Consider the following 23,334-nt stretch of genomic DNA (forward strand, 5'->3'; position numbering starts at 1 on the left):
TTATGTATATGCTCAATAACGGCGGTGCGATGGCGCTGTCCACGGTGCCCGATATCTGCAAGACGCCCGTTCCGCCCGCCGGGCCAGTGCCATTGCCTTATCCCAACGCTGCCGATACCAGTGCCGCGGACCCGGGTGGGTTGGTGATGGACGTGCTGGTGGACGGCATGCCAGCGATGAATATGTCGAGCAAGGTGTTGATGACCAGTGGCGATGAAGCGGGGGTGGCCGGTGGCGTCACCAGCGGCAAGGTCAAGGGTGAAATGATCTTCATCGATGGCAGCACCAAAGTGATGGTCGCCGGTAAGCCCGCCGTGCGTGTCACCTGCCAGACCATGCACAACGCCAATAACACCATGGGGACGGTTTCGCAGCCGAGCCAGACTGCTGTGCTGGTGATGGCGTGAGCAGCGCGGGGCGTGCGCCCTCCATCAAGTTTTCCATGGGCGGACTGGCCCTGTGCATCCTGCTCGCCGCCTGCAGCAGCCAGGACCTCACCCCCGAGCAAAAGGCCCTCACTGCGCTCAAATGGGACTACACCGAAAACGCCATCGAGCTGAGCTTCACCGCCGACAACGACCTCAATCAGTACGACGGCCAGGCGCATAACCTGTTGGTGGTGGTCACGCAGTTCGATCAGATCAGTGCGTTTTCCGCCTACACCGGCAGTTCCCAGCAACTGAGCAGCCTGCTGCTGATGAACAGCGCGCCGCCCGGGATGATCGGGCTGACGCGGCTGTTTATCGAGCCGGGCCAGACCCGCCAGTTGAGCCTGCCGCGACTGGAGGGCGCGAAGATGGTCGGTATCGCCGCCGGTTACGCGCACCTGGACCCGACGCGCAGCGTCAAGCTCTATCAGATCGGCGTCGACGTGACGTCGACAGGGTTTTTCAGCAAGACCTGGACCGCCACCCCGCGCCCCATCGCCATTGACCTGCTCGTCGGGCCCGATGCGCTGTTGCGTGGCAAGGAGAGTCGCCTGGCGTTGCCCAAGCCGGTGCAGCCCCGAGAGGGTGAGGTGCGCCTGCCCGGCGCACAGGACTGAGCTGCTTGCCGTGAGCGTTGCAGTGGCCACGCTTTTTCAATTTTTTGCCTGAAACCGAGCCCTATGAATATCGATCAGTTGTTGTATTGGCACCAGGGCTTGTTCCTCCAGCCTCAGCATTTTCAACAGAACGATGCGCGTATCGAGCATCGTCTGACCCGGACCACAGAGTTGAACCATCCGTACCCGTGGGGTTTGATCTCGCTGAAGATCAACGAGCCCGCGCTGGTTGCCAAACAGTGCCTGCTGGAGCAATTGTCGGTGCGCTTCGCCGAAGGCACGCTGGCTGAATATCCGGGCAATGCGATGCTGGAGTCGCGCACCCTTGACCTCGGCGAATTCAGTGGCGGCCGCACGCTGTTTGTGGGGCTACGCCGCTTGCTGCCAGGCGACGCCAACGCGCAAGTGTTCGAGACGTTGTCTGCCGGGGCCCGGGCGGAAGCACGCTTTATCGTGGCGGCCGACCCGGAAGTGATCGGTGACCGTCTCGGCGATTCCCCGGAAGCGCGGGTGCGGCCCATGTCCTATGTGTTGCGGCTGTTCTGGGACGATGAGCTGGAGCATCTGAGCGCCTACGAGCTGCTGCCGATTGCACGGCTTGAGCTGGACGGTGATCGCCTCCGGCCGGCCCAACGCTACGTGCCGCCGTCGGTCAATCTGGCGGCATCGCCGATGCTCCTGCAAACCTTGCGCGAAGTCCGCGACGAACTGGTCGGCCGGGCGCGGCAGTTGTCGGTGTACAAGCAGCCGGGGGAGTCGCGGCGGGGCGATCTCGACGCGGCCCAGGTCAACCACCTGATGGCCCTGGCGGTACTGAATCGCTATGGCCCGTTGCTGACGCATTTGCTGGAAACCCCGCAGGTGTCGCCATGGCAGCTTTACGGCACCCTGCGCCAACTTGTTGGTGAGTTGAGTCTGTTTTCCGATGTCTGCGACATGCTCGGCGAAACCCCGGATGGCCGTCTGTTGGTGCCGGCCTACAAGCATGAGGACGCGGGCGCGGCGACGATCGCACTGGTGGCCCTGATCGGCCAGCAGCTCAATGAGATCAGCATCGGCTCAGAGTTGCTGGTCCACCTGCAACTGCAGGACGGGTTTTATCAGGCTCCATTGCCGGACGCGTTTTTCGGCGCGCGGCATCGTTACTATCTGGTGGCGCGCAGTCTGGTCGATCCGGTGTGGCTGGCCGAGTGCCTGCCCTTGGATGGCAAGCTGGGAGCTCTCAGCGTCATGCAAGGCCTGGTCAACCGCGCGTTGCCCGGGGTTGAGTTGATCTATCTGCAGGTTCCGCCCCAGGGCTTGCCGCGGGTGGCCGGCGCGTTGTACTTCCGCCTGGAAACGCTGAGCGAGGGTTGGGAAACGCTGCAGCAGGAGCGTCAGGCGGCGTTCTTCCTGCCCCAGCCGCCGGCTGACCTGAGTATCGACCTGGTGGTGGTTCGCACATGATCAATCCCCGCCTGGCTGACTGCTGGATGTCGAGTTTCGAGGCTGCCAAGCGCGGCTTCGTTGATCCGGCACAGTCCTATGAGACACTTGCGCCGGCGCTCATCGTGCAGCTCGATGGCGCCGCCAATCGGGCCCGCGAGCTGCACTTTGCCGAAGCCGAAGTGCGCGAGGCGCTGTTCGCAGTGGTCGCCTGGATCGACGAAGCGGCCATGTCCGGCGAATGGCCCGGGGCGGCCGAATGGCGGCGGGCGCCGTTGCAGCGCCACTATTTTTCCACCAGTCGCGCCGGTGTCGAGTTCTTCCAACGCCTGGAGGCTTTGCCCGAGGCGGCGGTCGGTGCCCGCGAGGTCTTCGGCCTGGCCTTGCTCGGCGGTTTCCAGGGGCGTTACGCGACCCGCCCGGGTGGTGAACTGATGCAATACCGCCGGCTTTGCCTGGAGCGGATCATTCTCGATCGGCAGATGGTGCCGCTGGACGCCAACAGCCATCTCTTCGAACAACCCGAGGACCACCTGCCAACGCGCCTGCGTGTGGTGCGCCGGGGCTTGCCCGGTCTTTCGCTGCTGTTGCTGATCGGGGTGCCGTTGATTCTGTTGACCGTGCTTTACATCAGTTTCGATCTCTCGCTGGGTCGACAAGTCAGCCAATTGCTGGAGATGCGCTGATGTTGAAGAAAGCAGGGGTGTTGTTGCTCTGGGTGCTGCTGCTGGCGTGCATCGTGCTATTGCTCTGGGGCCTGGCGCTCTACAAAAGCTGGCCATTGTGGTACGTGCCGCTGATTTGCATCGTGATGCTGTTGGTGGTTTTTTGCCTGCGCGGGGTCGGGCGACGCTGGTATGCCTGGCGCTTGCGTCGCCGGATGAACAGCGAGTTGCCCCAGAGTCGTCGCGATGAAGCGCCGGCGCTTGATCAGGACTGGAACAGCGGCGTGCAAATGTTGCGCCAGTCGCGCCTGAGTCGATTGGGTTCACCGTTGTATGTGCTGCCCTGGTTCCTGACGCTGGGCGAGAGTGGCAGCGGCACCCGGCGGTTGCTGGGCAACAGCGGGCTGACCTCGGCCTTGCGTTCGACCCGCGGTGGAAAGCCGGCGGCCTCGACCGGCACTCTGGATTGGTGGTTCCTTGAGCGTGGCGTGATCATTGACCCCGCCGGCCGCATGGCGGAGGGCAACAGCGACGCCGGCCCGGAATGGCGACGGTTGCTGTACTGGCTGTTGCGTTCGCGGCGCCGCGAACCCCTCAACGGTGTACTGCTGGTGATCGACTGCCAGCGCTTGTTGAGCGACTCCGATGCGCGCCTGGCCGAGCAGGGACACAATCTGCGCCGCCGCCTGGATGATCTGGTGAAGGTCTTTGGTGCCCGTCTGCCGGTGTATTTCATCATTACCGGTGCCGAAGCCTTGCCGGGTTTCACCCAGTGGGCTTGCGCTCTCACGCCGCCACAACGCGAGCAACCGTTTGGCCTGCTCAGCCAACAGCGCACGGGGGCGGCGCAGGTGTTTCTCGAAGAGATGTTCAGCGGGCTTGGCCAGCGTCTGTTCGACCTGCGCATCGAGTTGGGCGTGCGTGGCCTGCCGGATGAAGAAGCTTTCAGCCTGCCGGAGCGCATCGTTGAACTGCGCTCGCGTCTCCAGCATCTGCTGTTACCCGCGTTTGACGCCAACCCCTACAGCGAGTTGCCGCTGCTCTGCGGGCTGTTCCTGACCGCGCAAGGGCAAGAGGCAGACGGCACAAGCGAAGGCTGGTTCAGTCATGAGTTGCTGGGCAGGCTTTTGCCTGCGCAACGCCACGCCTATCAACCCATCGATAGCTGGCATCGCTGGCGCAGGCTGTTGGCCCACGCCGCAGTCATCGGCTGGCTGGGGCTGTGTATCGGCTTTGGCGCATTGCTGGTGTATGCCGACCACCACACTCAAGCCGTGCTCACCGACGCGCTGGACGAGCCGCCAGCGGCCGAGGACTTCAACGGTGGGCTGGAGAGCGATCTGGATGCGCTGCGTCGGTTTCGCCAAGCGTTGATCAGCTTATCTGACCAGCAGCAAGGCGGATGGCATGGTTTGCTGCCGTTCTCACGCCATATCGAACAGGTCCAGGAGCACTACCGCTCTGACTACGTGAGGTTGTTCGACAGCGAAATACGCACGCCGGTATTCGATGGTTTCATTTCGCAGAACCTGCGCGGCGCGTTGAACAGCGGCGATCCACGGCTGATTGCCGCTTATGCCGAATTCCTCGTGCGCCGGATCAACCTGCTCGATGCCCGCCTGAATAACCAGTCGATGGATAACTTGCCGCTGCCGGGTTCCGAGGTGGGTTTCCTGAACTTGACCTACGGTTCCAAGGAAGCGACCAGCGCCGGGCAACTGGTCACCCTGGGGAGCAGCTATCGCTCCTATCTGGAGTGGCAAACCGATATGGCGCAGATGCAGGGCCAACGCGCCGCCTTGCTGGGCCAACTGGAGAGCATGGGGCTTGAAGGACGCCCCCTGACGTGGCTGAAAGCCTGGGCGGAACTGCAGGGCAATCTGCAACCGATCCGGCTGACGGAATACTGGAGCGATAGCGATAACCCGGGGTTGAGTCTTTCCGGTGCCTATACGTTGCAAGGGCACAGCGCGATTTTTGCGTTCATGGATGAACTCGGCCTCGCCAGCCGTGACAGCGCGTTGTGGAAGACACAACGGGTGAAATTCCTCGATCAGTACCAAAGCGATACCCAGGACGCCTGGTATCGGTTTATCCAGGGCAGCCTGCTCAGTGCACAGACACGCTTGAAGACGCGCAGTGACTGGCAATTGGCCCTGAGTGTGGTCGGTACGCCCAATGATCCGTTCCTGAAGCTGTTGCATCGCAGTGCCGAACGGTTTGCCTTGATCCCGCCCGAGCAGCGGGCACCTTGGGCGAGCCGCGCGGTGTCGCTCGATCGTTTGCTTGAACTGGCCAGTAACAACGATCTGCATGCCGAAGCGGGGGCGCTGGGCAGTCTGAAAATCACCAATGCCCTGGGCGGCGATATGCTCAAGGGCGTGGCCAGTGGCGGTTCGATCGAGAGTGGCGTCAACGGCTTGCGCGACGAGTTGACCCAAGCCCGTGCCTTGGCCAGGTTCCAACAGTTGATGAAAGGTGTGGTGGCCGATCTGCAGAAAAGCGATGCGCAAGCGTTCCAGGTGGCCGTGGAGACTTGGGGCTTCGGCGCCGATCCGTCGGTGAAGTCCGCACCGCTCTGGGAAGCCGACAGCGTGCGCAGCGCCTTGATCCAGGCGCTGAAGGGACCGGACCCGCGTGAAGATGCGGTCTGGGCGTTGGCCACCGGCCAGTTGGATTTCTCCTCGCATTACGCCGCCGAAGTGGCGGCCTGCCGCCTGCAAGGCGACTGGAGCGGGCAGTTGCTCAGCTCGATTCAGGGCGTGCAGGACCCGGTCATGCTCAACGAGCTGCTGTACGGCGAGCGCGGTCAACTGCCGGCCTTTATGAGCGGAGCGGTGAAAACCTTCGTGCAACGCGATGTCCTGCGCTACAGCGGACGGGAGGCGCTGGGTGTGCAAATTCCGCTGACCGGTGCGTTCTACGCCTATGTCAGCCGCATGCAGCATGCGCGCAACGATCTGCTCGGTGCCGAGCGACAGAGTCAGGCCCAGCAGGCCACGGAGCAGCAAAGCCGACAGGCACTGGAAGCCGAGCAAAAAGGCCTTGTGGCGCAACGGGCGGAGCTCAAGCAGAGCATCGCCATACTGCAGGCCACCGCGGCGGTGGTGGAACTGTCCGCCGCGCCGTCGCAGGTCAACCTCGGTGCCCGTTCGCTGCCCCAGCAGACGCGCCTGACGCTGCAATGCAGTGGCCGTTCGACGGTACTGGACAACTTCAACTTCCCCACCAGCGCCAGCTTCGTCTGGGCGCCGGGGGCCTGTGCCGATGTCGCCCTGGAGATCAGCTTCGCCAACTTCAAGCTGACCCGGCACTGGACCGGAGACCGCGCGTTCGTGGACTTCCTGCGGCTGTTCAACGGTGGGCAACACACCTTCAGCGCCGACGATTTCCCCGGCCAGCGCAATTTGATGGGCAGTGAGAATCTCATCGGCATCCAACTGACGTACCGCCAGGAAGGCGAACAGGTGTTGCTGGACAAGTACGACCAGGCCGACCAAATGCAGCGCCAGGCCAATCTCATCGATGCACGCTTGAGTGCCACCGCCGAACAGTTGGCGGCGATGGATACCCAGGCCGCCGCGACGAATGTGCGACTGGCTGCCCTCGGTTCACCGGTCGAACAGGGGGTCGCGAGTATTCAACCGCCGACCCAGATTGCCTGGTGCTGGACGCCCCGGCCCGTGGTAACGGGGCTGTCGGCAGGTGAAGGGCTGCGCTTGGATCTTGGCACCTATGGCAACGAGACGCGCTTGAAGAACCTTGAGGAACAGCTGCGTATCCTCGGCTTGACCAGCCGGCGCGAAGCCACGCAGGCGATAACGGGTGACAAGGTGACGCGGTTGCTGGTGGTGGCGCTGCGTGACGACGCGGCTGCGCAACGGGCGATCCGCGATATTGTGCGCAAAATGGGCGTGGCCGCCACGCTCGACAGTGCCGCCGCCAGTAAGGTCGACCTGTGATGAAGGGGTGGCGCGCGTCACTGGCGCTGCGCATTACCTGTGTGTTGGCGCTGGTGCTGGCGTTGAGTTGGTGCGTGGCCGCCGGGCTTAGCGCCTGGCGCACATATGAACAGCTGCAAGGCAAGGCGCTGGACGATCTCAGCCAGCGCCTGGCGCTGCTCTCCAGTGTCGACAATGACGATTTTCGCGATGCGGAGGAGGGCGCCAGACGACTCATGTCACGCTGGAACGGCGGCGCGGTAAACGAGTTCGGCAGCAATATTTTCCAGCGCAGCACCCTGCATTGGGTGCTCAACCCGCCCGGGCAGGGCGCCACGGACACTGCCGCCGCCACTGAGTGGTTGGCCCGCGCCGCTTCCGCAGCCGAAGCATTCGGCACGGCCGGCCAGGCAATGACCGTCGATACGTTTTTCTATTTTCCCGACGCGGGGGCGGCTTTTTCCACGCAAGTCGATATTCCTTCGGGCTTCGCCCAGGCCCGGGCGACCCATTTGCGGGCGCTGTTCGAGGGGCTGCCGGCAGGTGGGCCCGAGGTTGTGTGGGACGGCCCCTATTACGAGCCGTTGCTGGGCCGCCAGTTGATCAGCGTTGCGATGGTCGCCCGGGATGCATCGGGCAAGCCATTGTTCATGACCGGCTATGAACTGAAGCTGGATGAGCGATTGGCCCGTATCGGGCAGCTGCTCAATGGCTATCCCAGCCTGTTGCTGGATGCACAGGGTCAGCGCATTGCCGACCTTTCCGGCAATACGCTGGAGGCGGTTTCCCACGACAGGCTCAAGCAGCTGATCGCGGATTTGCCTGCCGCAGTCGGCTTCCCGCAGATCGGCCGCTTCGACGCCGACACGCCGATGATCGTCGCTCACCTGCCGCAACCGGATTGGTATCTGTTGACGCTGTATCCGCAAGCGCAACTGCGCGCCGGCGCGTTGGGCCTGATTCTTGCCGAGGTACCTTTTGCGATTGTCGGCTTTATCCTGCTGGCCCTTGGTTTGCTCTGGGTGTTGCATCGCGAGTTGGCGCAGCCGCTGGCCCGGTTTGCGCGGGAAATCGAAGAGACCGCTCGCGGCGACGACCTGTCGCGTCGTTTACCAGAGGCACGCACCGATGAGCTGGGACGCTTCGCCAGGGCGTACAACCGCTTGCTCGATGCATTGCAGGCCGAGCAGGCCGGGCTGGAGCACCTGGTGGAGGTCCGCACCCAGGAACTACAGGGCGCCCGGGATATGGCCAACCAGGCCAACCAACTCAAGGGGCAGTTCCTGGCCAATATGAGTCACGAGATCCGTACCCCGATGAACGCGGTCATCGGCATGAATCACTTGCTGGCGGATACGTTGCTCACGGCGCAACAACAACATTTTGTCACGGCCATCCGTGAGCACTCCGAAGCCTTGCTGGCGCTGATCAGCGACATCCTGGACTTTTCCAAAATCGAATCGGGCAACTTGAATATCGAGCAGGTCGAGTTCGATCTGACCGAAGTGCTGGAAGATGTCACCGAACTGTTGGCGCCGCGCGCAGCGGAAAAGGGCCTGCGCATGATCTGCCATATCGCCACCGATGTACCGGGGCAGGTGATCGGCGATCCGTGGCGACTGCGGCAGATTCTGCTCAATCTGCTGAGTAACGCGGTCAAGTTCACGGCCAGCGGCTCGATTCGCCTGCTGGTCTGGCGGGGGGATGGCGACCTGCTCGGATTTCAGGTGATCGATACCGGCATCGGTATCGCGCCATCCGCACAGCGCTCGGTGTTTGAGGCGTTTTTGCAGGCCGATGCCTCCACCACCCGAAACTACGGCGGTACCGGGTTGGGCTTGTCCATCAGCCAGCGTCTGGCCGGCTTGATGGGCGGCGGTATCGCGTTGCACAGCCAACCGGAAGTGGGTTCGACCTTTGCACTGACCTTGCCCTTGCCGCAGTGCCCGGCGCGCGCGGCCGACGCCCCGAGGTTGTGGGGGCTGCGGACCCTGGTGGTGGATGAGCACGCCGATGAGCGCGGGGCATTGATGGAGATGCTCGGCCAGTGGCAGATGCTGTGCCAGGAAGCGGCGTCTGCCGAAGAAGCACTGAGCCTGATGCACGAGCAGGCGCAATTGGGTGTCCGGTTCGACTTGGTATTGGTCAATTGGCGCCTGCCCAGGGTCGATGGTGTCGAGTTCGCCGACCTGTGCCGTGCAGCCCCGGCGTTGGCAACCGCGCGTATCGTGCTGATGGCCTCGCAGGTCGAATCACTGCCGTCCGCCGACGAACTGCGTGCCCATGGCCTGGCTGCGTGCGTTGTCAGGCCGCTGCGTCGCCAGCATTTCTATCGCACCTTGTGCGAGGTGCAGAGCGGCGCAACGCCGACGCTCTGCGAAACAGCCTCGCCGCTGCGCAGCCTGGAGCGGCATGACGTCAGCCTGGATGTCCTGGTGGTCGATGACATCGCCACCAATCGCGAGATTACGCAGTTGTTCCTGGAGCGTTTCGGCCATCGCGTCGCTCATGCCCGCGACGGTGTCGAGGCCCTGGAATTACTCGGGCGGAAGATCTTCGATGCGGTCTTGATGGACGGGCAAATGCCACGAATGGATGGCATGGAGGCGGTTCGTCAATTGCGTTCGGGGCAGCGCCCAGTGCTGGATGAGGATGTTTACGTCATCGCCTTGACCGCCAATGCCATGAGCGGTGACCGGGAACGTTTCATCGAAGCCGGCGCCAATGACTATCTCGCCAAGCCCGTGCTACCGACGCAGCTGTTCGATGCGATCACGCAGGTGATTGTGCGCCAGCAGGCACGCGGGATGGAGTTGCGCAGCGTAGAGCCCACCGCACCGAGACTGGCACGGACCGTGCCGCCGCTGACGCCTCTCCAGGAACAAGATCCACTCCGCGCCCCTCGTCTGCAGCGCTTGTTCATGGCGGACTGCCAGGCCTTGCTGGTTCGGCTCAAGGAGGCGGTCGCGCAGGTCGATCATGCCGAAGCTGCGCGTATCGCCCATAGCCTCAAGGGGAGCGCCGGGCAATTCGCTGAAGCAGCGTTGGAGGCGTCGGCTGCGTTGATGGAACGGGCCGCCGCTGACGCGGATACCGCCACGATGGTCGCTGCGCTGTTGCAACTGGAAATGCATGGTCTGACCCTGGCTGCGCGTCAGCCCGGCCTCTCTGAAAAAACTGGAAACCCTGACGATGCCTGAGTGCCGTTTACTGCTGGTGGATGACCACGCGATGATTCGCGAAGGGTTATGTGCGCTGCTGGCCGATGTGCCTGAGCTGAACGTGGCTGGCGAGGCTGAAGACGGTCAGCAGGCCGTCGCCATGTGCCGCGCCTTGCAACCCGATCTGGTGTTGATGGACCTGAATATGCCGTTGCTCGATGGCGTCTCGGCCCTGACCCTGATCGCCAGGCGCTGGCCGGCCATCCTGATCATCGCCCTGACTTCCACGGTCTCCGAGCATAACGCCGCGCTGGCGCTGGAGGCCGGCGCGGTCGGCTATGTGCTCAAGCGAAGCCGCCGGGAGGATTTGCTCCAGGCGATCGCCCAGGTGCGCGCGGGGAGAATCTATATCGATGCCGGTCTCGATGCCGCTCAAGTCATGGCACTACGCGGCGCTGGGCACACGGCCAGCGGTGTCGGCCTGACCGGGCGAGAACGCCAGGTCTTGAAGCTGGTCGCCGAAGGCGCACGTAATCGCGACGTTGCCGAGATCTTGTGTATCGGCCTCAAAACCGTAGAGACTCATCGGCTCAACCTGATGAAAAAACTGGACGCACACAACGCTGCCGATATGACCCAGTGGGCTTATCGGCTAGGTCTGCTTGGAGAGGATCAATAACCGGCGTTGTGCTCTTGCTCAGTGGTCGCGGGCCGATGGGGTAGGGTGGGGCAGGCCTGCGAAGGGGCAGGGCGTTGATCACCAGGCCCAGCGTATTGCGCGGAAGGCGGGTGATCGCATTATTCGGTTATGCGCTAGTCTCCTGTCTAATCCTGAACGACACTTTGAAGGTTGCATTGATCAGATGGCGAGTTGCCAATGCAGCTTCAAGACAACCAGTCACCGCGCCAGCGGCACCGAAAGGCGGAATATGAAAATAAACTCGGCGGATTTTAGAGTACGGGAAGGCGACGAGGTCAATCTCCATAAGTGGCCGACCAAGGTGGAACCTTTCTACAAGTCAAAACAGCAATATCGTCAGCTTCTGACAACGCATGTTGCGCAACTCAGCGCGCAGCAGCAGCTGCTTTACGCGTCCAATCGCCATGCCATTCTGCTGATTTTCCAGGCGATGGATGCCGCAGGAAAAGACGGTGCCATCAAGCATGTGATGTCAGGTGTGAATCCGCAAGGTTGCCAGGTATTCAGCTTCAAGCATCCCAGCGCGGCTGAGTTGGAGCACGACTTTCTATGGCGAACCACACGCAACCTACCGGGACGCGGACAGATTGGCATATTCAATCGGTCGTACTATGAGGAGGTACTGATAGCCCGTGTCCATCCGGAAATTCTCCGAAGCGAGGGCCTCCCGGATGCTCTTGAAAACAATAGTACTGTCTGGCGGGAGCGATATCGTTCAATCTCCAATTTGGAGCGCCACCTGACAGGTAACGGAACGCGCATCATCAAATTTTTTCTCCATCTGTCGAAAGAAGAGCAACGAAAACGCTTCCTGGACCGCATCGACAAGCCGGAAAAAAACTGGAAATTCAGTGCTGCGGATATCGAGGAACGCAAGTATTGGAAAGACTATATGCAGGCCTACGAAAAATGCCTTAGTGCAACGAGCACGACTGAGACGCCTTGGTATGTTGTGCCTGCCGATGACAAGAAAAATGCCCGACTGATCGTATCTCAGATATTTTCAGATGTGCTGGATGGGCTGAAAATGTCATATCCAAAGACCAGTGAGGAGCGTCACCAAGAACTGCTGGATATCCGCAAGCAGCTTCTGGAAGAATGAATGAACGGTGCCGCTTTATCAGCATGCATGAGAGGCTGATGGATGCTAGTTCAAAAAAACATGCTTTGGGACCTGGTTGAAAATCTGGCAGAACTTGGCAGGCTCAGAATTGAGCAGTGTGGTTTGTCCCGGAGCTGGTCGCTCATCATTCACTTCATGGGGACTCAGCGGACATCTCCATCTCTGGGCTGAGTGTGCCGAGCCAGGCAACCAGGCCCATAATGATCACCGCGACCGAGAATTCTAGAATCATGCTGCGCCGTAAAGCGTTGATCGCGACGGTGTGAGTATCTGCCTGAATGGATCGCTCAAGCAGCGGGCTCAGGTGAAAGCGGTTTACCGCCGCAAATACCAGCATCCCCGCGAACAAGAAGACCTTCAAAGACAGCAGGGCCCCATACGTGCTGGAGGTCAATGTCTCGAATGCTGGCCCGACAACCATCAGATAGTTGACGATCCCGGTGATAGTCAGGGTTGCGACGATAAGCGTCCCCGCTGATTCGAAACCAGTCAGCGTTCGAGCCAGCAACCGTATCTGCAGATCGCCTGTGAGGTTGGTTGAGCGCAATAACAGCGCAAATGCAGCGAGAGCGCCCAACCAACTGCCTGCACCCAGAAGATGGACAATATCGCTGGTGAAGTGCAGGTAGCGTCGACTGCCTTCATCCATGGCGCCATGTCCCGTCCAGGCGAGCGTCGCGAGGGCGATGGCCCCACACAATGTGGCCAGCCAGAGGCTCAATGCCGGGCTTCGTCGATTGAGAGTCGCGGCGATGACCGCCAAGGTCAATGAGGCTATTCGAACCATCCAGGTCAACCCGACGTCAGTGTCCATCAACATCATCTGCAGGATGTGGTGATGCAGCTCCATGACGCTGGACACGCCGCTCATCGTCTTGGCCATCTGTAGCATGGCCACCATCGATAGCAGTATGCCGATAAGGGCCGTTCCCACCAGCAACGACCCAAAATTCAACACGGCACCGTCTGCACGTTCCTTTCCTCTGAGACTGTACAGGCCAAACAGTGCCAGCCCGAAGAGCAGCATCAAGTCGATATAGAGCGCGAAGCGAAGGCTAATGTAGATGGAGTCGTCCATGGATCACTTGACTTTAAAGGTCACGGTACCTGTGATCGGGTGGGTATCGGAAGAAACCGCCCTCCACTCGACCTTGTATGTGCCAGGTGTGAGCGGCGCTGCCGGAGTGATGACCATCATTTTCGGATCGTCGCTACCCGCGACACTCGCTTTGACACCCATGGGGGAGTGGGCGGACATGCCCGGCATTTCGGTCATGATCAGTTTCGCGCCGGAAAACTGGGTGGTGAGCTTTTCCGAGAAACTCAGTTCGATTTTTGCCGGTGCAGCCACGGTGGCGCCATCGACCGGGGTGGAGGACAGTAATTTTGGATGCGCCTGGGCGGCAGTGCTCAACAACAAACCGATGCTGAGTGCAGCGACAACACCGAGGGTTTTAAACGATGACATGCAAGGCTCCTGACGGCCTGGGCCGTGGGTGGGGTGTTACTGTTAGAATGGATGTATCTTTCGGTCAGGTTTAGAACCACATTCGCACACCGACGACAAAGCGCGTATCGCTCTGGTCTTCGCCTTCTTCGAGGCGGTAATCCGCCGTTTTGCCGTAGGCTCGGTTCCAGGTCACGCCGATGTAAGGTGCGAACTCGCGGCGTACTTCATAGCGCAGTCTCAGGCCGACCTCGGTGTCCGACAGCCCTGAGCCTGTGGCCCGTTGCGGGTCGTTTTTGCCATAGAGGTTGATTTCCGCAGTGGGTTGCAGAATCAAACGGTTGGTCAGCAAAATGTCGTAGTCACCCTTGAGCCGCAGCGCGGTCTGGCCGGCCTCGCCCAGGTAAGCGGTGGCTTGAGTTTCAAAGTCGTAGAGCGCCATGCCTTGCAGCCCCAGCGCCGCCCAGGTCTGCGGTGCGCCAGGTTTGAAGTCTTGTCGCACACCACTGACCACGTCCCACCAGGGACTGACGGCGTGTCCCCAGAGTGCCTGAAGCTCAGCGCTTTCGGTCACGCCATTGGTTCGCTCGCCTTCGGTACGCAGCCAGAGACGATCCGTGTCGCCGCCAATCCAGCCGTTGGCTTCCCAACGTAATGCGCTGCCCTTGTCAGCGTCTTGCCATTCGAGTTGATCGATCAGGAAAAATGAGTTGATGGCGCTGTCGTGCATCTGGTGGCCGGCATGGCTTTCAAACACCGCCGCGCGATCGGCATCGGTGAGCGCCGGAATGGGTGTACGGCTTTGCTGGAGCGCTGCGGGTTTCATACCCTGCATCTGGGAGTGATCCATCTCCTGCATCTGGTTGCCGTCCATACCTTGCATTGGCTCGGTCTGCCCATAAGCAAGCGTCATGACACCCATCCCGAGGATGGCCAGGCCGGCGAGTAGCGGTTTAGCGGTTCTATCGAAGTTCATGTCTGGCTCCTACTCTTGTACACGGACTTCGCGGAACATGCCCATTTCCATGTGGTACATCAGGTGGCAGTGGTACGCCCATCGCCCCAGGGCGTCGGCGGTCACGCGGTAGCTGCGTTTGGTGCCGGGCGGCATGTCGATGGTGTGTTTGCGAACCATGAAATCACCGTTTTCATCCTCCAGGTCACTCCACATGCCATGCAGATGAATGGGATGCATCATCATGGTGTCGTTGACTAGAACCACTCGGATGCGCTCTCCATATTTGAGATGAAGTGGTTCGGCATCCGCGAATTTGACGCCGTCAAAAGACCACGAGAACTTTTCCATGTGTCCGGTCAGGTGCAGCGTGATGGTGCGGCTGGGTTCCCGGCCATCGGGATCCTGGAAGGTGCTCTTCAGGTCTGAGTAGGTCAGCACCCGGCGACCGTTGTTTCTCAGTCCCATGCCAGGATCGTTGAGTTTCGGTGTGGGACTCATCGTCTGCATGTCGACCAGCGGGTTATTCGCTTCCGAGGCCGGGTGAGGCTCCATCGAGTCCATGCTGCTCATGCCCGGCATCGAGTGCCCCGACGTGTCTGCCGAGCCTGGCGTCTGACTGTGATCCATGCTCTGCATCGATCCACCGTCCATGCCCGTCATACCCTGCATGCCGTTGTCCTCGCCGGCCGCCATTTGGCTGTGATCCATACTCTCCATGCCTTGCATCGAGTCCTGGGTCATACCCGTCATATCGCCATGATCCATGCCGGCCATATCCCCCATGCCCATGTCGCTCATCGTGATCAACGGACGTGGATCCAGGGGCGGCACAGGGGCCGAGAGCCCTTCATGTACAGCCAATGTGCCTCTCGCGAAACCGGTGCGATCCATCGACTGGGCGAACAAGGTGTATGCATTTTCAGTGGGTTCGACGATCACATCAAAGGTTTCGGCCACGGCGATGCGGAACTCATCGACGCTCACCGGTTTCACGTACTGCCCGTCTGCGGCGACGACAGTCATTTTCAGCCCAGGAATACGCACGTCAAAGTAGCTCATCGCCGAGCCGTTGATGAACCTCAGGCGCAGCCGTTCGCCGGGCTTGAAAATGCCTGTCCAGTTGCTGTCAGGAGCCTGTCCGTTGAGCAAGTAGGTGTAGGTGGCGCCGCTAACGTCGGCAAGATCGGTGGGGTTCATGTTCATTTCAGCCCACATTTTCCGATCCGCGACGGTGGCAGACCAACCGTTCTTGCTGACGTCATCAATGAAGTCGCCGACGGTGCGCTTGTGCAGGTTGTAGTAACTGGATTGTTTCTTGAGTTTCTTCATGACCCGCGCTGGGTCTTCATCCGTCCAGTCGGACAGCATCACCACATAGTCGCGGTCATAGCTGAAGGGTTCGGGATCCTTTGCATCGATGACCAAAGGGCCGTAGACGCCGACCTGCTCCTGGAACCCGGAATGACTGTGATACCAGTAGGTGCCGTTCTGTTTGACCTTGAACGAATAAACGTACAGGCCGCCCGGTTCGATGCCGTGAAAACTCAGACCCGGTACACCGTCCATGTTCACCGGCAGAATGATGCCGTGCCAATGGATCGAGGTGTTTTCCTTGAGCCGATTCCTGACCCGCAACGTCACCGTATCGCCCTCGCGCCAGCGCAGTATCGGGCCGGGGAGGCTGCCGTTGATGGTCATGGCGGAGCGGGGCGTGCCCGTGAAGTTCACCCCCATTTCACCGATAGTCAGATCGAAATGAGTGCCCGCGAGCACATTCGGCTGCCCCTGACTGGTAATTGCCCACACCGGGCTGCGCCACAGCCCAAAGCCTGCGAGTACCCCGCCTGCCGCCAAGGCTTTCACGAAAGTGCGTCTTGATGTTCTGGAATGCATGGAGGGGTATCCAGTCAGTCGGAGTCCAGGCAGATACGAAAGCGCTGCCACAGTAGGGCCATGGCTCGCTTCAGAGAGTCGGTGCCAGCCGCCATTTTGCGAGCAAGATGTCACATCATCAGCCCGCGCGTGATTACATTTCCGTCAGGTTGGCGGCGGCAATTTGGCTGCGCTGCGATAGGGCAGCATCGATAGAGTTGTCTTGTTGTGATAGGCCGTGTCAGGTTAGCCCTGACGTAGTCATCAATTGCCGTTTAAACATATCGCTTACCGACAGCAGCAACCGCCGCCGTTCCCGCCACAACCCGAGGCGTTCTTACTCGGTACGCTTTCCATTGTCGCCAACTGTGCTGGATAGCCAGCCTCCTGCAGGGCTGAAAGCAGCGCATGGCTGTCCGAATCGCCGCTGACCTTCACCCGGCCAGCTTGTAGATCCACTGCTATGTCACTGACGCCTTCAAGTGGGCGCAGCGCTTCGGTGACGTGTTTGACACATGAGCCACAGCTCATGCCCTGGACTTGCAGTTCAACGGTTTTCATCGGTGACTCCTCATAACAAAATGCATCATGCAAAGGCTGAGGCATTCGGCTTTTCTGCGACGTTGGCTTATCTTCAACCTTGCTGCGATGGCAAGGTCAAGCGGTCGTTATCACTCAATCAATGGAAGCCTGGCGCAGGCCATCGTGATTTTGTACTCCTAAGGGAGTGCTATCGAGTAGTACGGCGGTGTCGCTCTAGCCATGCAGGCCATGGCGACACCGCCGTTGCATTGCCAGCGCCGCAATCCTCGGTGGATAGCGGTCGTCACTTCTTCATTGGCATATCCATCATCGACGACTGCTGATCCATCATTTTCATCATCATCTCCATCATTCCTTTACCCATACCCATACCGTCCTTGGAGCCAGACATTCCCATGCCTGAGCCCATCTCCGCGCCCGTACAACCAGCAGCACCTTGCTGCTTACTCATCATGGCCAAGCTGTCCTTCATCGTTTTCATGCCCTCTTGCATGGCTGCTTGCCGTTCGGCTGGTGTCTTCGCGGCGGCGACTTTGTCATGAGCGGCCTGCATTTTCTGCATTTGCTCGCTCATCGCTTTATTCATCGCCGACTCGGACGGTGCGCTGGCAGCCGTTGCGCTGGCAGGTGCGTCGACAGGGTGATGCTCATCTTCGGCAGAAGCCATGAAGACGCTGCTGGCCAAAATGGCGGCAAGAACCAGTTTCAATTGTGTTTGCATGGTGAACTCCGGGTATTTAGAGATAAGCAGGGACTACTAAGCCGCGCCGAATCGGCGCAATGACGCAGAGCGGCCACGGTGTGACCGCCCTGAAAGGCGAATTAATCGTTGAAGCGGACGAATATAAGGCGGGCTGGCGGCCCCGGTGGAGCGGGGCGCTTCAGTGCGAGTGCAGCGAAGGTTATTGTTTGAGCGGGGTTAAGCAGCAGCATCGCAGGTAACAGCAAGGCAAGCGCTAAAGTGGCGAGATCCACTGTCGGGATCTGCGATGTGGGACTGATCGCCTTTGCTGCATCGGCACAATGCTTAAGGCAGCCGCTGGCATGCAGCGCATGTTCATCCACCTGTTGCAGCGTGGAAGGAGTCTCGTGCGTTGCACTCAGGCTGTGCTGCGGCTGCACCAGGCAGCCGTGAAATACCGTCACGATCATAGCCAACACCCACACCCCTAGGGTGAGTCGCAAAAGATTGCGGTAGTGATGACGGAACCAATACATGACGTGCTCCACGGGCCTGTTAGACCCTGTTTGTTTCAGTGTAGACACCCAGGCAGTCGCAGAGTTGACCTCAATCAGGTAAGTGGGTTTTTGGGTGCGCTTGGGCAGCAAGGCGGTTGCTCGGCAAGCAGGTGTTGCTGTGGTCATGATTCCGAGAGTGCAATCTCCCCGAGTCGGTTTATTTCGGCAAAACTAAACTCAGCTTTCTTGGAGGCTGGCCATCCTCGCCGGCGGTTCATCGGCAGGCTGTTTAAATGGGAGCTTGGGTTTGACGGTGATGCCGGCGGCGATCAGAGCGCTGCGTAAGGACTGAGGCGCAGCGAAAGCGAGTCGCGCAACTCGAAACTGCCAATGCATAACAATCGGTAAGTGCCATGAGAAAAAAACCAGAGCATCACCTTCAACTTCGAGTACGCGAGCTTGGGCAGTTGTTTAACTCGATGGATCCGACACCTTTTCTTAACAAGGATCTCGATCGCGAAGCTGAAGCGTTCATTGAGACTTGGGCGGCGGAATTTTCGTCGGACAGCCGGCTTCGTATCACAATCCACCTTGAGCACCTACCAGCAGAGGGCGATCCAAGTGCGATCATGATCGAGGCAATCCACAATTACTTTGATCATAAGGCAGGCCTCACGCGCAGTGAGTTAAAACACCTCCTTCGAGATGGCCGCATCAGCCTGGTGATCGGCATCGCCTTTGTTACCCTTTGCCTGATTGCAGTCGATGTCATTGGCCAACTGGGCACTGGCGCTGTAGTCGGCACAGCGCGCGAAAGCCTGATGATCGTTGGCTGGGTGGCAATGTGGCGACCGCTGCAGATTTTTCTATATGACTGGTGGCCGCTTTTAAGATTGATTCGTGTCTACAAAGCCATCAGCCATGCACATGTTCGAGTGGTGCAAGGTAAATAATTTCTGCCGTAAGCCGAAAGAGGCCGGTATCGGCGATGTATCTGCTAGTCCACATTTGCCGCTATCAATAGTTGAGCATCTTTTCTAGCCCCTGGATGCAAATAGGCCGCCAATGACTGTAGGGTGGAAAGATTGGGAATGGGATGAATGGCCGCGTCATTGGTGAACCCGCGCTAGAATCTTTGCGTGGTGCATTTACGTTTAGCAGACGTACTGGGTGCTAGCCAGTCACCAAAGCTTCAGATACGGAAACGGAGATTCCGTGACAGGGCGACCTAAGGGCGGGTGTGAGGATGGAGCGCCAACAGCGCTGATTTTTCAGCAAACGGGGTTTTGTGGAAAAGCGACCAGGGGTAAATGGAAATGGACAGTCGAATCCGCGGCTTTCTAACCTGGCACAGGATTTAACTTATGGGCGATGTCAGATGTTCATAAGCAGCTAAGGAGGCCCAGTTAGTGGCTCAGTGGTCCTGAAATGAATGCGACTGTTCATCGATTGGTGTTCATAGACCTAGCTTTCCCGCCAGCCTTAGTCTCGTCGCCCCGACCTCTATCCGTCCAACCAGTGATGGTGGAGGCATGTTCTACGGCGGCACGGAGCGCTTGCGTGGTGTTTCGTGACTGAATATGGCATATAGCCGCTATTGGGTTTTGTTGAAGCATAGCCGCCACCAAGAGCCAGCTATGCATGTTGGCGATTTCGCAAGTGAAGGCTATGGCCTACCTGAGCTTGGTGACTATGAAGCTAGGTGGGTGCAGTACTCCTCCCCCTTGCAGTGATCAAGCCGTTCACTAGTTGCCGCAGGGGCGTGAGCATGAGAGGTCAGCTATCGCGCGAGCTGCAGAAGGATTGATCCAACACCGCCCGCGCCGTTGATGACCAATAGCGTGCGACGCTCCGTATCGTCCTTGGATAGAATACGAAGCCTGTCAAAGAGAAGCTCCCAGGCCGTCAAGGCTGTAAAGGGGAGGGCTTCTGACTCAGCAAAGGTGAGCGAAAAGGGTTTGCGCCCAGCAAGGCGCTCATCGAATAGGTGATACTCGGCATTGGTGCCAGGGCGATCAAACGCCCCCCAATAGTAGACCTCATCACTTACCTTGAACCGAGAGACCTCCGAGCCTAAGGCTTCTACAACGCCGGCAGCGTCGTATCCCAGAATCTTCGGCCCGGCTGCGGCTGGTGCCATACCTGCTCTAACTTTGGCATCCACTGGATTGATTGAGATAGCTTTTACAGCAACCAGCAACCAGCAACCAGCAACCAGCAACCAGCAACCAGCAACCAGCAACCAGCAAGTCGCCCGGCCCTAGTGTAGGCTTCGGAATCTCGACGTCGACTAAGTCTTAAACATAACCCGTTTTTCGTACCCTACAGCCTTCATTCTATACCTCAAACACAGATGGAAAATATTCCAGCGATGGTGAATCAATTGCCATCCAAAGGTTGCCGCGAGGCGAGACATTATTTGTAATAATGTCTGCTATTCGAGTGACTCCCGTCTTGAAGCGTGTCGCTCTGGAAAATTCCATATAGGGTCTTTTTTTGTAACCTACTTCCATTTTTGTTACTGCTTGCATAAAAGGTCGATGGAGCACAAAGCGTGAGGGATGGTCTGTCAGTAGGGAGTAATTTGTAGCGATTCTCCATGTTTGTTGTGAATATGATGTGCTTAATTGATGATGGCAAATTGACTTTCGGTCTGGTTGGTCTGAACAAGGGAAAAAGGCATGGATGTAGATATTGATGAGAAAAGGCTAAGGGAAGAGATCATGAGCATGGCGAAAAAGTGGGGGATAAAAGTGCAGCCGCCAAGTGCGCCGGTTGGCCAAAATTGGGTGGATGAAAAATCACTATTTCGTATGTTGGCGATACATGCTGACGGTAATATCGAGTTGGTGAAAACCCTGAGAGAACACACGGACTTCAGTTACGATGAGCAGTTGGAGGAAATACTTGGGGCCAAGGATCACTTAAAGGGCATCCTCAAAATTCCCGAAATCTCTGCACTTCTGGGTAGTTCATTCCATGTTGATGGGGCTGTGAAACTTAGCGAGTGCGAAATCGGTGAGCTGGCTTCGTTGAGCTACGGGGATCACATTTCAACAAAATTTGCCAGGAAAAAAATTGACCGCATTTTGTCTGCCTTTGCGTATCCCATAGCTCGCGAGTATATATTCAGAGGGCCGAGCTATCACTTTATGTTCGATGGTATAAGAGTAGATATGAAGTCGAGATTTTCCTCGATCAATGACTACGATATTGTAGGATTGGACTACCCTCTCTTCGCAAGAAATTTGCTAAAGCATTATATTGATATCAATGATTCGATTAATTTTGTTGCGCGCCACCTGATACATGCCATGGCGGTAGGAATCGTAGAGGCAAAAGACCAATTATGTAGAGAGTTGCTTAACAAACTGGCTCCAAAAAAGTTAAAGGCATTACATAAAAAAGCTACAGGGGGAGGTCATTTCGTTGGCCACGACAACACAGACCGCTTTTTTAAAAGTCAGTGGGATCAGGTTCTTGAAGACCTCGATAGCTTACGGCAGCTTGTCGACAGTTATCGTAAAAAAGGCACAAGCAATGAGCTGGACGACGTAGTTACGTTCCTGACTTACCGCAGTTCAGCGATACGTCATGCTAAGGTTATCTTTGGTGTGGATGTTGATGGGATTTTCAATAAGCATGTGAAGCTGACTCTTAGTAGGCCATATAGAAAGCTGCTGCTGGGGTTGCTGGATGCAAAAATTAATGTGCTGGCATTTAATCAAAATGCTTCGCAGATTTTATATAGCCCTGATTTTTTGAACGTTGCGTTCCCCGGAAGTCTTGTCTTCAGACAGGACGTTGTGAAGCACATGAGCAAGGAATGCCAAAATGAGTTTCGCGAGTTTAAAGAGGCTCAAGAGGCGATTCGAGGGAAGGGGCGGAATTTAAGTTTGCTGGCGGAGCTTGAGGATTTTACTGCGCTATACATGGATGTGATGTTGAATGACAACAGTGCTAGCTATCTTAGAATTGCCGGTTTGCGCGCGTCTGAGAATTTGTTTTTGACTGCTGACACATACGGTCCTAGCCCTATTGAGTTGAGAGACTCGATTACGCTCATGGGGAATTTTTTTAGCTTCTTAAGTACTTATCATGCAGCTTTTGAGGCAAAACAACTCAACAGACATGCAAAAAACCTCACTCGTAACAAACCGTTCACAAGATCCGATGTCCATGACCACGCGAGGGGAGATGCTTGGGCCAAATTAATTCGAATTTATCGTGAGGAAAATGATCCGTTAGTAATGGTGTTGACTGCTCAGCAAGCAATGAGCTTAATACAGCGGAATGGATATATTCCCAAGCGTGACGTGTTGCATACCATGAGTGTTAATTATGGTGGGGCACTGGTTGGGCTGTACGCCAAACATACCTTCACCAGAATGGCCCCAGGGGGTCAGTTGCTCGCGAACACCGGCGCATTGGTGTATTCGATCTATGATGTGAGGAATGCAAATTCGTTTTCCAATCTGTCAGATTATCCATACTCATCAATTTCCTGCGATGAGACTCTTGACCAGGACACTAAGCAAAAATTGAAGTCGGAGAACTGGTTGCTAATATTTGATGACAATACTAATAGCGGCGAGACTGTTGACAATATAAGGCTTTTGGCCGTGGATTCAGGTATGTACGGGCGGATCAATACATTTACCTGCAGAGCCAATCCGGAGATTAGGAATTATAAACCTACGCTTACTGTTGAGCAGCGGATTGATATTGTTGGAGTGGCTGGGTTAAAGGCGAGAAAAGCGAAAGTTAAAGTGAAGGATGAAGACGGAGTAGAGAAAGAACGCTATAAGGAAATTATTGGTACGGTAGTGGGGCATCGGCTATTCAAGCTTATCAAGCCCTCCGTAACCCCAACACAGCCTCAAGCGCAGCCCTCAGAGGGCTAAGCGCCGCTTGTCATCTGCGCAAGGCACTCTAAAACGCTGAAGATTCTCGAATGAGGCATGACTTGTCTCATTCGAGCGAAGCACTGGCATCGCTGCCTCAAAAGGAAAAACGCACCTGGCGTATATCGAGTTTTAAAGGGAAGCAGGGCTGACCCTCCAACGCTTTCTCTGTACCACAATGTAGTGGTCAACTGATCCCGGACACGATGTTAAGTCTTTTTCGGACTGAGCTGGTGGCAGTCCGTTATTGAACTGGTGTGGCTGAATCCAGCTACGCGCACTTGCTCGAACGAGCAAGCTGCAGGGGCACTGCCCCCCACGCGGTGCTATCTACCGCATGAATTCCTGTGGACTCTGGCCAACACCCGGTG

18 protein-coding genes are annotated in these 23,334 nt (G+C 57.9%); 10 read left to right on the plus strand and 8 right to left on the minus strand.

What is annotated here, in order from left to right:
- Positions 1-2 precede the first annotated feature (2 nt).
- From PverR02_RS15745 to PverR02_RS15780, 8 genes are all read left to right on the plus strand, one after another.
- Positions 3-407 (plus strand): DUF4150 domain-containing protein, encoded by a 405-nt coding sequence (locus PverR02_RS15745; RefSeq protein ID WP_026140301.1) that lies wholly within the window; start codon positions 3-5, stop codon positions 405-407.
- Entirely contained in the window at positions 404-1,045 is a 642-nt protein-coding gene (gene tssJ / locus PverR02_RS15750; RefSeq protein ID WP_017849109.1) for a type VI secretion system lipoprotein TssJ, read from the plus strand. Before PverR02_RS15745 ends, tssJ begins: the two co-directional genes overlap by 4 nt.
- 63 nt (positions 1,046-1,108) lie before the next feature.
- On the plus strand, positions 1,109-2,491 hold the full coding sequence (tssK, locus tag PverR02_RS15755) for a type VI secretion system baseplate subunit TssK (RefSeq protein WP_079443816.1): 1,383 nt from the start codon (positions 1,109-1,111) through the stop codon (positions 2,489-2,491).
- Positions 2,488-3,156, plus strand: a complete 669-nt coding sequence (locus PverR02_RS15760; protein ID WP_046383451.1) for a DotU family type IV/VI secretion system protein — start codon at positions 2,488-2,490, stop codon at positions 3,154-3,156. Before tssK ends, PverR02_RS15760 begins: the two co-directional genes overlap by 4 nt.
- On the plus strand, positions 3,156-7,097 hold the full coding sequence (locus PverR02_RS15765) for a type VI secretion protein IcmF/TssM N-terminal domain-containing protein (protein ID WP_079443817.1): 3,942 nt from the start codon (positions 3,156-3,158) through the stop codon (positions 7,095-7,097). Before PverR02_RS15760 ends, PverR02_RS15765 begins: the two co-directional genes overlap by 1 nt.
- Positions 7,097-10,276 (plus strand): response regulator, encoded by a 3,180-nt coding sequence (locus PverR02_RS15770; protein WP_227778648.1) that lies wholly within the window; start codon positions 7,097-7,099, stop codon positions 10,274-10,276. Before PverR02_RS15765 ends, PverR02_RS15770 begins: the two co-directional genes overlap by 1 nt.
- Positions 10,269-10,916: a response regulator gene (locus tag PverR02_RS15775; RefSeq protein WP_079443819.1), complete on the plus strand. Its 648-nt coding sequence runs from the start codon at positions 10,269-10,271 to the stop codon at positions 10,914-10,916. Before PverR02_RS15770 ends, PverR02_RS15775 begins: the two co-directional genes overlap by 8 nt.
- Positions 10,917-11,166: 250 nt before the next feature.
- Positions 11,167-12,039, plus strand: coding sequence for an ADP-polyphosphate phosphotransferase (locus PverR02_RS15780; RefSeq protein ID WP_079443820.1), 873 nt, complete (start codon positions 11,167-11,169; stop codon positions 12,037-12,039).
- Positions 12,040-12,193: 154 nt separating this feature from the next.
- Here PverR02_RS15780 and copD read toward each other — a convergent pair whose 3' ends face one another.
- The 7 genes from copD to PverR02_RS15815 form a co-directional block, all read right to left on the minus strand.
- A complete protein-coding gene (gene copD, locus PverR02_RS15785) occupies positions 12,194-13,138 on the minus strand; it encodes a copper homeostasis membrane protein CopD (RefSeq protein ID WP_057004126.1) in 945 nt (314 codons plus the stop codon).
- Between the two features lie 3 nt (positions 13,139-13,141).
- A complete protein-coding gene (gene copC, locus PverR02_RS15790; RefSeq protein WP_079443821.1) occupies positions 13,142-13,528 on the minus strand; it encodes a copper homeostasis periplasmic binding protein CopC in 387 nt (128 codons plus the stop codon).
- 70 nt (positions 13,529-13,598) lie between these two features.
- Entirely contained in the window at positions 13,599-14,483 is an 885-nt protein-coding gene (locus tag PverR02_RS15795; RefSeq protein ID WP_079443822.1) for a copper resistance protein B, read from the minus strand.
- Positions 14,484-14,492: 9 nt separating this feature from the next.
- On the minus strand, positions 14,493-16,358 hold the full coding sequence (locus PverR02_RS15800; RefSeq protein ID WP_057004129.1) for a copper resistance system multicopper oxidase: 1,866 nt from the start codon (positions 16,356-16,358) through the stop codon (positions 14,493-14,495).
- A gap of 267 nt (positions 16,359-16,625) precedes the next feature.
- Entirely contained in the window at positions 16,626-16,898 is a 273-nt protein-coding gene (locus PverR02_RS15805; protein WP_079443823.1) for a heavy-metal-associated domain-containing protein, read from the minus strand.
- Between the two features lie 265 nt (positions 16,899-17,163).
- Positions 17,164-17,601 carry a hypothetical protein gene (locus PverR02_RS15810; protein WP_079443824.1) on the minus strand — a complete coding sequence of 146 codons (438 nt, stop codon included), beginning with the start codon at positions 17,599-17,601 and terminating at the stop codon, positions 17,164-17,166.
- Between the two features lie 101 nt (positions 17,602-17,702).
- Positions 17,703-18,098: a hypothetical protein gene (locus PverR02_RS15815; RefSeq protein WP_079443825.1), complete on the minus strand. Its 396-nt coding sequence runs from the start codon at positions 18,096-18,098 to the stop codon at positions 17,703-17,705.
- Positions 18,099-18,472: 374 nt separating this feature from the next.
- On the opposite strand from PverR02_RS15815, the gene PverR02_RS15820 reads away from it, so the two are divergent.
- Complete coding sequence (locus PverR02_RS15820) at positions 18,473-19,012, plus strand: hypothetical protein (protein WP_046383463.1); 540 nt, start codon at positions 18,473-18,475, stop codon at positions 19,010-19,012.
- Positions 19,013-19,839: 827 nt separating this feature from the next.
- On the opposite strand, the gene PverR02_RS15825 is transcribed toward PverR02_RS15820, so the two are convergent.
- Positions 19,840-20,259, minus strand: coding sequence for an alcohol dehydrogenase catalytic domain-containing protein (locus tag PverR02_RS15825; protein ID WP_265332148.1), 420 nt, complete (start codon positions 20,257-20,259; stop codon positions 19,840-19,842).
- A gap of 481 nt (positions 20,260-20,740) precedes the next feature.
- Between PverR02_RS15825 and PverR02_RS15830 the strand changes: the two genes are divergently transcribed.
- Positions 20,741-22,963 carry a hypothetical protein gene (locus tag PverR02_RS15830; RefSeq protein ID WP_227778650.1) on the plus strand — a complete coding sequence of 741 codons (2,223 nt, stop codon included), beginning with the start codon at positions 20,741-20,743 and terminating at the stop codon, positions 22,961-22,963.
- The last annotated feature ends 371 nt before the right edge of the window (positions 22,964-23,334 follow it).

It is taken from the genome of Pseudomonas veronii, assembly GCF_002028325.1.
In the GTDB taxonomy this organism is placed as follows: Bacteria; Pseudomonadota; Gammaproteobacteria; order Pseudomonadales; family Pseudomonadaceae; genus Aquipseudomonas; species Aquipseudomonas veronii.